Genomic DNA, 1793 nt, shown 5'->3' on the forward strand with positions numbered 1-1793 from the left:
GCATCTGGTTCCTCAAAAATTTCAGGGACGTCTGGAAGTCATGGCTCCCCGGCGAAGTGGCCGGGAAGGTCGAGGCAGCCCTGGCGAAACTGTAGAAGCTAGTGATGAACAATATTATAGAAGTGAAAGATCTCTGGGAGGTCTACTCCGATAAGGAAGTCATCTTCGACGTGGACGACCGAGATCTGATAGCGGCGCTGGACGAATCCAACGAATCGGTCGTCGCCGTCCGGGGAGTGTCCTTCACCGTCAAACCCGGGGAGGTTTTCATCGTCATGGGCTTCTCCGGGAGCGGCAAATCGACGCTCATCCGGTGCCTGTTGAGGCTGGTCGAGATCTCCTGGGGCGAGGTCTGGATAAACGGCCAGGACGTCACGGCCATGAACATGAAGGAACTCACCGAGTTTCGGCGGAACCAGGTAGCCATGGTCTTTCAGCACTACGGCCTTCTTCCCCACAAGACCGTCCTGGAGAACGCGGCCTTTGGCCTTAAACTGCGGGGCGTACCGAAAAAGGAACGCCACGAAAGAGCCTTTGAGAGCTTGAAGGTGGTCGGCCTCCAGGATTGGGTCGATTACTACCCGGCCTCGCTGAGCGGAGGCATGCTCCAGAGGGTCGGTATCGCCCGGGCCCATGTGGCCGATACCCCCCTCCTCCTCATGGACGAGCCCTTCAGCGGCTTGGATCCCCTCATTCGCCGCGAGATGCAGGATGAACTCATGAGGATTCAGCAGGAATATCGCAAGACTATCTTCTTCGTCACCCATGACCTCGACGAGGCCATGCGGCTCGGCGACAGGATGGCCGTCATGCGTGACGGCGAGATAGTCCAGATAGGCAGGCCGGAGGAGGTTTTCGCCCGCCCGGCCGATAATTACGTGGCCCGGTTCGTCCAGGACAAGCGGGACGAGATCCGGAGGGCCGACGAGCAGATGGCTGCCATGGCGGCGTCGCAGGCAAAAAAGGCGGGGATCGACGATGTTTCCTGAGACGCTGAAATTCTCCGTAGCGAAGAGCGTGAATCACGCCATCAGATGGCTGCTCAACACGCACGGCTCCGCCTTCGACCGTTTTTCCTCGGGTATACTGGGACTTTTGCTGTGGGTACAGGGCATCCTGGTCGCCATACCCTGGTGGGCCTACCTGGTCTTTATCGCCCTCATGGCATGGACGGCCACGAAAAAAGCACTACCGACGATCGTTCTTGCAGCCCTTCCCTTCGTCATAGGGATCTTCGGCCTCTGGGCGTTGGCCATCGAAACCCTTGCCCTGGTCATAACCTCGGTGGTGATCGCCCTCATCATAGGGATACCCTTGGGAGTGGTCATGGGCGAGATCCCTTTCTTCGCCGGCTTCATCCAGCCCGTGCTGGATGCCATGCAGACCATGCCCAGCTTCGTGTACCTCATCCCGGCCATGATGCTCTTCGGCCTGGGGAAGGTACCCGCCGTGATAGCCACCCTGATCTATTCTCTTCCGCCGGTGATGAGGCTCACCTGCCTGGGGCTGCGCCAGGTCCCCGCCCCGGCCCAGGAAGCGGCCAGGGCCTACGGCGCCACGCGGTGGCAACTCCTGAAGGAGGTGCGCATACCCCTGGCCATGCCCTCTATCCTTGCCGGGGTGAACCAGACCACGATGATGGCCCTCGCCATGGTCGTCATAGCCTCCATGATTGGGGCCAGGGGCCTCGGCCAGGAGGTGCTCATGGCCATCAACCGCATCGACGTGGGGCGCGGCTTCGAGGCGGGGATATCCATCGTGATCATGGGCATCGTCATCGACCGTATCACCCA

General features: G+C 60.2%; 2 protein-coding genes. Both read left to right on the forward strand.

Features of this window, described 5'->3' with window-relative positions; translation table 11 throughout:
• Positions 1 to 104 precede the first annotated feature (104 nt).
• Positions 105 to 989 carry a betaine/proline/choline family ABC transporter ATP-binding protein gene (locus GX108_05105; protein ID NLO56417.1) on the forward strand — a complete coding sequence of 295 codons (885 nt, stop codon included), beginning with the start codon at positions 105 to 107 and terminating at the stop codon, positions 987 to 989.
• Positions 979 to 1793, forward strand: an 815-nt coding sequence (locus tag GX108_05110) for an ABC transporter permease subunit (GenBank protein ID NLO56418.1), incomplete at its 3' end; no start/stop codon positions are given. The genes GX108_05105 and GX108_05110, both read left to right, overlap by 11 nt.

It is taken from the genome of Thermovirga sp. (assembly GCA_012523215.1).
Lineage (GTDB): Bacteria > Synergistota > Synergistia > Synergistales > Thermovirgaceae > 58-81.

Excerpts from the sequence above, each read along its gene's own strand:
- GX108_05105 (NLO56417.1), top strand. The coding sequence starts at position 105 with ATGAACAATATTATAGAAGTGAAAGATCTCTGGGAGGTCTACTCCGAT.